General features: G+C 64.4%; 7 protein-coding genes and 1 pseudogene. 3 read left to right on the top strand and 5 right to left on the bottom strand.

Annotation, left to right across the window (positions count from 1 at the left end; translation table 11 throughout):
- From VK804_RS19130 to VK804_RS19140, 3 genes and pseudogenes are all read right to left on the bottom strand, one after another.
- Positions 1-77, bottom strand: a pseudogene (locus VK804_RS19130) (electron transfer flavoprotein subunit beta/FixA family protein); the annotation flags it as partial.
- Between the two features lie 148 nt (positions 78-225).
- Positions 226-798: a cob(I)yrinic acid a,c-diamide adenosyltransferase gene (locus VK804_RS19135; RefSeq protein WP_325373105.1), complete on the bottom strand. Its 573-nt coding sequence runs from the start codon at positions 796-798 to the stop codon at positions 226-228.
- 19 nt (positions 799-817) lie between these two features.
- The gene (locus VK804_RS19140; protein WP_325373107.1) at positions 818-1,015 is read right to left on the bottom strand and encodes a twin transmembrane helix small protein; all 198 of its coding nucleotides are present in this window, start codon (positions 1,013-1,015) and stop codon (positions 818-820) included.
- Between the two features lie 206 nt (positions 1,016-1,221).
- Between VK804_RS19140 and VK804_RS19145 the strand changes: the two genes are divergently transcribed.
- Complete coding sequence (locus tag VK804_RS19145) at positions 1,222-2,115, top strand: YihY/virulence factor BrkB family protein (RefSeq protein WP_325373109.1); 894 nt, start codon at positions 1,222-1,224, stop codon at positions 2,113-2,115.
- Here VK804_RS19145 and VK804_RS19150 read toward each other — a convergent pair.
- Together VK804_RS19150 and gluQRS are read right to left on the bottom strand one after the other, a co-directional pair.
- Positions 2,042-3,301: an ATP-binding protein gene (locus VK804_RS19150; RefSeq protein WP_325373116.1), complete on the bottom strand. Its 1,260-nt coding sequence runs from the start codon at positions 3,299-3,301 to the stop codon at positions 2,042-2,044. The two genes, VK804_RS19145 and VK804_RS19150, sit on opposite strands and share 74 nt — an antisense overlap.
- 221 nt (positions 3,302-3,522) lie before the next feature.
- The gene (gluQRS, locus tag VK804_RS19155) at positions 3,523-4,392 is read right to left on the bottom strand and encodes a tRNA glutamyl-Q(34) synthetase GluQRS (protein WP_325373111.1); all 870 of its coding nucleotides are present in this window, start codon (positions 4,390-4,392) and stop codon (positions 3,523-3,525) included.
- A 192-nt stretch (positions 4,393-4,584) separates the two neighbouring features.
- On the opposite strand from gluQRS, the gene VK804_RS19160 reads away from it, so the two are divergent.
- Positions 4,585-5,247, top strand: a complete 663-nt coding sequence (locus VK804_RS19160) for a DNA-3-methyladenine glycosylase 2 family protein (protein WP_325373113.1) — start codon at positions 4,585-4,587, stop codon at positions 5,245-5,247.
- 96 nt (positions 5,248-5,343) lie between these two features.
- A complete protein-coding gene (locus VK804_RS19165) occupies positions 5,344-7,110 on the top strand; it encodes an NAD(P)/FAD-dependent oxidoreductase (RefSeq protein WP_325373114.1) in 1,767 nt (588 codons plus the stop codon).
- The last annotated feature ends 63 nt before the right edge of the window (positions 7,111-7,173 follow it).

Here is a 7,173-nt window from a genome sequence, read left to right on the forward strand (position 1 = left end):
ACGCCGGTTCCATCGCTTTTGACGCGGACCTTGACGTTGTAATCGACCACTCGCTTGACCGGCACCAGGACCTTCATCGACCCTCTTTCGCTGGAACATCTTGGTTTTGAAGCTTAGGGCTGCGGAACCTAAAGCGCCCGCACACCCCGGTCAACGCTAGTGGAGTGGATTTGACATTCGCTACCCACCGGGCCGCCACCAAGGGCCAAAAATTGCCCTTTCGGGTCAGCGGTTCTGGCCGGGCACCCACAGCACGTCGCCGGCGCCGTTGTGGTTGGCGGTGCGGCTGGCGATAAACAGGAAATCCGACAGCCGGTTTACATACTGAATGGCCGCGTCTCCCACGGGCTCGTCCGGATTGGCGGCCAGTTCCACCATGATCCGTTCCGCTCTGCGGCATACGGTGCGCGCCAGGTGCAGATAGGCGGCGGCAGGCGTGCCGCCCGGCAGCACAAACGAGTTCAAGGGGGCAAGATCGGCGTTCAAGCGGTCGATGTCGCGTTCGAGGCGCTGGACCTGGCTGGACAGCACGCGCAGGCGCTCGGCCTTGCCTTCGCGCTGGGGCACCGCCAAGTCAGCGCCGAGATCGAACAGATCGTTTTGAATGAGCCCCAGCATCGCATCGAGTTCCGGCGTCGCGGCCAGATGCAGCCGCACTACCCCGATGACGGCATTGGTCTCGTCGATCGTACCGTAGGCGGCGATCCGCAAATCGTATTTCGGACGACGCTCGCCGCTGCCAAGCGCCGTGGTTCCGTCATCGCCGGTTCGCGTATAGATGCGGTTGAGGACGACCATGACGAGAGCTCCGATTCCGCTAGCGATGATCCATCGCCCAGACCGTGATCATGATGATGACGATGGCAACGAACTGAAGCAACACCCGCCACCGCATCAATTTCTGCGAGGTGCTCGGCGATCCGCCCCGCATCATGTTGATGAGACCGAGCAGCAGCACCAACGCAACCGCGGCTATCGCAAGGGGAACGATGAACGTACTAAGAAATGAGGCCATTTTCCCTACATAACACCGCGATTGCCGATCCGCCATCAACACGACCGCACGGCAACGATCTCGTGTCCCGATTCCGAAGTCCGTATGGTTGTGCGGCCCCACGCTGACGGACTTCTGAACTGCCGCACTGGCTTTTGACGGAATAATATCCGAAGGTAGTCTCTATCAAAAGGTCGACTCTCCCAAGCTCCACATCAGGGTCCGCTGTGCGGCAGATTCGCTACATCTTTCATGTCGGCCTCGACGCCTTCTACACGTTTCTGGCGGACGACGGCTGGGCGATCGCGAGCCATATCGCGCTGTCGACCTTGATGGCGCTGTTTCCGTTTCTGATCGTGCTGACCTCGCTCGCCGGCTTCTTCGGTTCAAAGGAACTCGCCGATCAGGCCGCAAGCCTTCTGCTTCAGGTCTGGCCAAGGCAGGTCTCGGATTCGCTGTCGGTCGACATCCACGACGTCCTGACCACGACCCGCGGCGACATCCTGACCATTGGCGCCGTGCTTGCGGTCTATTTCGCCTCGAACGGCGTCGAGGCGCTGCGTGTCGCACTCAACCGCGCCTATGCGGTGATCGAACCGCGCCGATGGTATTGGCTGCGGCTGGAGTCGATCGGATATACCCTGGTCGCCGCCTTCACCGCGCTGGCGATGGCCTTCCTGATCGTGCTCGGCCCCCTGATCCTGGAAGCAACCCGTCGCCACATTCCGCTGATCGTCGACAGCAACGAGAATCTGCTCAACATCGCGCGCTACAGCATCACGGTCCTGGCGATGATCGTTGCGCTGTTTGTTCTGCATGCCTGGCTTCCTGCGGGCCGCAGGGGTTTCTCGCAGATCCTGCCGGGTATCGTCTTTACCCTGCTGGCTTCGCTGATATCGGGCACCGTGTTCGGGCAATATCTGGCGCGTTTTGCCAATAACTATGTCACCATGTACGCCGGACTCGCGTCGGTCATCATCGCGCTGGTGTTTCTTTATTTCCTGGCGGCGATCTTCGTCTACGGCGGCGAGCTCAATGCGGCGATCATCAAGTCGCGGCTGCCGCACGGCGTGTCGCTTCAAGCAGCACAATCGCTAAAGCCCTCGGAGACACAGGCTTGACGAGGAAGGCGTTGGCCCCCGCCCCGCGCGCGGCGGCCTCGTCATCGCTGCGGCCGGATACGCCGATGATCGGGATGGCGCCGAACGGCGGGCCCAGCGTGCGAATCCGTTTGATGGCTTCAATGCCGTCAATGCCTGGAAGCACCATATCCATCAACACCGCATCGAAGCTGCCTTGCAGGATACGATCCGGTGCATCCTCGCCCCCGCCGACGAATTCCGCCTGATGGCCGAGTTCAGTCAAGACCGCGTTGAGCACGACACGACCGAACGGATTGTCCTCGACGCTGAGAACGTGCAGGCCTCGCGGGTAATCCTGTGGGGGATCGTCGTGATCCGAACCCGCCAACGAGGCCTCGGCGCGGTCCAACACCACCGTCAGCGTGAACGTCGTCCCGCCACCGCGACGCGGCGTCACCGCAATATCGCCGCCCATCGCGCGGGCAAGTTGTTTTACCGACGACAGCCCGAGCCCGGCGCCACCGAAGCGGGCGGCAATTTTCACATTGGCCTGCGAAAAGGGGCGGAACAGCCGCTTGATCTCGGCCAGTGTAAGGCCGATGCCGCTGTCCGAAACCGCAAAGGCCACGCCGACCTTGCCCGTCCCTTTGACTTTCGCCTCACCGGTCGGCCGCACGGTGAGCGCAACGCCGCCTTGTTCGGTGAACTTGGTGGCATTGTCGATCAGGTTTTCGAGCGCCGCCCGCAAACGAACGCGGTCGCCGGTGACGAAAGCGGGCAGCTTCTCGGAAATCTCGACCCGCGACTGCAAGCCCTTGGCGGTGGCCCTTCCGGCCAGCGAGTCGCCGACGCTGTGGGCAAGCGTGCGCAGATCGAAAAAGTCCCGCCGGACACCAAAGCCCGAGCGCCCGCTTCTGGCGGCATCGACGAACAAGGTCGCAAGGCTCGCCAGATGTTCGGCGCCGGCCTTGATGGTATCGACCCAGCGCCGCTCGCGTTCGTCGAGATCGGAGGTTGCCAGGAGATCGCTGATCGCGAGAATGCCGGTGAGCGGCGTGCGCACCTCGTGCGCAAAGGCGGCCAGCGCGACCTCGACCACGCCCGGCCCGGCAGCAACGGCGGCGCGCTTCTTCGCCTTGCCGGCGGCAAGGCTGGAGGCGCGTTTTTTTCGCGGCCGCTTTTTCGGCGGCCGCCTGCTGCGCGGTGAGCGCGATGTTGGCGCCATGATTCCCCCGGCCCGGCCGTCCCCAGCATGCCACGGCAGGCTGCGGCGAGTCACGCCGGAGCGGGCTTTTCCACCAGAGCGGGATGACTTTTCTTCGAATCGTCGTCCCGCTCTGGCTTTTCGATTGAGCATGCTCTCCGCGCAAACGCGTTCCGCGTTTGTCGCGAGGGAAAACCGGTGTCCACTTTCCGGATCACGCTCCGGCGATCGGCTGGCCGAAATCAAGCCAGGCCGACCAGGCGGCGGATATCGGCCGGCGTTGCACCCTCGGCGCGGAGCTCGCGCAAGCCGGTCGAGGCGGTCGACTTCGACAATTTCCGGCCCGAGGCGTCGGGAATGAGACCATGGTGGCGGTAAGCGGGCGACGGCAGGCCGAGCAGCTGCTGCAGCAGGCGATGGACGCCAGTCGCATGGAACAGGTCCTGGCCCCGCACCACCTCGGTCACGCCTTGCAGGGCGTCGTCGACCACGACCGCGAGATGATAGCTGGTCGGCGTTTCCTTGCGCGCGAGGATGACGTCACCCCAGGCTTCAGGTCGTGCGGCGACGCGGCCGGTCTCGCCATCCGGGCCTGCGCCGCGCTCGAGCCAGCCGAGTTCGCCACAACGTGCACAGGCCGCTGTCATGTCGAGGCGCAGCGCATACGGCACGCCGGATTCGATCAGCCCCGCCCGCGCATCAGGCGACAGCAGCTTTGCCGTGCCGGGATAGAGCGGCGCGCCATCGGGGTCGCGCGGCCACGGCGCGTGCGCCTCCCGCTGCGCCACCAGGCTTGCGATCTCGGCGCGGCTTTCGAAACTCGGATAGATCAGCCCTTGGGCGGAGAGCTTTTCCAGCGCCTGGCGATAGTCCGCGAGATGTTCGGATTGGCGACGCACCGGGCTTTCCCAGGCGATGCCGAGCCAGCCGAGGTCCTCGTCTATCGCGGCCTCGAACTCCGGCCGGCAGCGGGCGGTATCGATATCCTCGATGCGCAGCAGCAAGCGCCCGCCGCTCATCCGCGCGAGATCGAAATTCAACAGCGCCGAATAGGCGTGGCCGAGATGCAGGTAGCCGTTCGGGCTCGGCGCGAAGCGGAAGACGGGGGGCATTTGTATTTTCGACAGTCGTCACGCCGGGCTTGTCCCGGCCATCCACGCCTTTGCATCGGCAGGATACAGTGGTCACCACGTTTACATTCTTCAGTATATCGTAGGAATACGTGGATGGCCGGGACATAGGCAAGCGGAAGCGACGCCGTCCTTCGGACGGCTATGCCCGGCCATGACGAAGAATCGCAAAAAATGCCCCACCACCTCCACACCCAGGCCGACCTCGAAGCGGCCATCCACGCGCTGGTCAGGCAGGACCCCCGGCTAAAGCCTATCTTCGAGATCGCCGGCATGCCGGCGCTGCGGCGGCGCGAGCCCGGCTTTGCGGGCCTTGCCGCCATCGTCTGTGGCCAGCAATTGTCGATCGCGAGCGCAGCCGCGATCTGGGGCCGGCTTGCGGCCGCGTTCGATCCGTTCCACCACGATGCCTTGCGCAAGGCGCGCGCCGATCGGCTGGGCCGGCTCGGCCTGTCGGCGGCGAAGATCAAGACCTTGCGCGGTCTCGCCCGCGAGATCGCCGCCGAGCGCCTCAATCTCGACGTGCTGGCGAACGAGGACGCCGACGCCGCGCACAACACGCTGACCTCGCTGCACGGCATCGGCCCGTGGACCGCCGACGTCTATCTGTTGTTCTGCCTCGGCCATGGCGATGCCTGGCCGGCGGGTGATCTCGCGGTGCAGGAAGCGGTCAGAATAGGACTCAGCCTGAAGACGCGCCCGACCGCCAAACAAATGGTGCCGCTGGCGGAGCCTTGGCGGCCCTGGCGCGGCGCCGCGGCGCATCTGTGGTGGAGCTATTATCGTGCGCTTAGGAAGCGTGAGGGCGTGATCGGCGGGCAGGTCCCGCGGCGCTGAGGCATGGCTGCCGTGCCCTTTCTGTGTTGACCCAAACGGTATAGGTTTTGGCCAGTTGGGAAACGCCGCACAGACGGCGCCAAACGAGAAACGCCGATGCTGGACAGAACCGACGACATTTCGACATCAGCGGAAAACTGGCTGGCGCTATTCGAGAGCGCGCTTGCCAAGCCCGACGGCGCCTCGCTGAAATCCCTGTTTCATCAAGACAGCTACTGGCGCGACGTATTGGCGCTGAGCTGGAACCTGCAGACGCTCAAGGGCGCGGACGCGATCCTGCGCGAACTGAAAGCGCGTGCCGGAAGTGCCGCGCCATCCGGCTTTCGGATCGATCCCGACCGCGCCGCACCGCGCCGGGTGACGCGCGCCGGAACGTCCTCGATCGAGGCGATCTTCAAATTTGAAACCGCGCAAGGCCGCGGCAGCGGGATCATCCGCCTGATCCCGGATGCCGCCGACGGCAACCGGCCGAAGGCCTGGACGGTGCTCACCGCGCTCGACGAGTTGAAGGGCTTTGAGGAGCAGCTGGAATCGTCGCGGCCGCGCGGCCAATCCTATTCGCGCGATTTTCGCGGACCGAACTGGCTCGATCTGCGGAAGGCTTCGAGCGAATATGCCGACCGCGATCCCGACGTGCTGGTGGTCGGCGGCGGCCATGCCGGGCTTTCGGTCGCCGCGCGCCTGAAGCAGTTGCAGATCGACACGCTGATCGTCGACCGCTGGCCGCGCATCGGCGACAACTGGCGCCAGCGCTACCACGCGCTAACCTTGCATAATCAAGTGCAGGTCAATCACCTTCCCTACATGCCGTTCCCGCCGAACTGGCCGGTCTATATCCCCAAGGACAAGCTCGCCAACTGGTTCGAGGCCTATGTCGATGCGATGGAGCTGAACTACTGGACCGGCACGGAATTCGAGAGCGGCGCCTATGACGAGGCGGCCGGGCGCTGGTCGGTGGTGCTGCGCCGCGCCGACGGCGCGACGCGCGTGCTGCATCCGCGCCATGTCGTGATGGCGACCGGCGTCAGCGGCATTCCCAACCAGCCGGACATTCCGTCGCTGAAAGACTTCGCCGGAAAGGTCCAGCATTCCAGCCGGTACGACGACGGCGAGGCGTGGCAGGGCAGGCGCGCGATCGTGATCGGCACCGGCAATAGCGGCCACGATGTCGCGCAGGATCTCCATTCCAGCGGCGCCGAGGTCACGCTGGTGCAGCGCAGCCCGACGCTGATCACCAATATCGAACCCTCGGCGCAGCTCGCCTATGCCGCGTACAACGAGGGCACGCTGGAAGATAACGACCTGATCGCGACCTCGATGCCGCTTGCCCTGGCGAGGAAGAGCCATGTCATGATCACCGAGCAATCGAAGAAGCTCGATCAGGATCTGCTCGATCGCCTCACCCGCAAGGGTTTCAGGCTCGACTACGGCGAGGGCAATACCGGCTGGCAGTTCAAATATCTCACCCGCGGCGGCGGCTATTATTTCAATGTCGGCTGCTCCGATCTCGTCGCCGACGGCAAGATCGCGCTGAGGCAGTTTTCCGATATCGAACGCTTCGTCGCCGAGGGCGCGCGGATGAAGAATGGCGAGGTGCTCGCCGCGGACCTCATCGTGCTCGCGACCGGCTACAAGCCGCAGGAAGTGCTGGTCGGCCGGCTGTTCGGCGAAGCGGTCGTGGCGCGCATCGGCCCGATCTGGGGATTCGGCGACGGCCAGGAGCTGCGCAACATGTACGCCCGCACGCCGCAACCGGGCCTCTGGTTCATCGCCGGCAGCCTCGCGCAATGCCGCATCAATTCGAAATTCTTAGGCCTGCAGATCAAGGCGATCGAGGAAGGGCTGCTGCCGCGGGCCCGCTGACCGTCGCCTGCCGACATTCGCCAAGGAGAGAAAAACACATGCCGACCATTCTCGGCTCGGGTG

The organism is Bradyrhizobium sp. (genome assembly GCF_035484855.1).
In the GTDB taxonomy this organism is placed as follows: Bacteria; Pseudomonadota; Alphaproteobacteria; order Rhizobiales; family Xanthobacteraceae; genus Bradyrhizobium.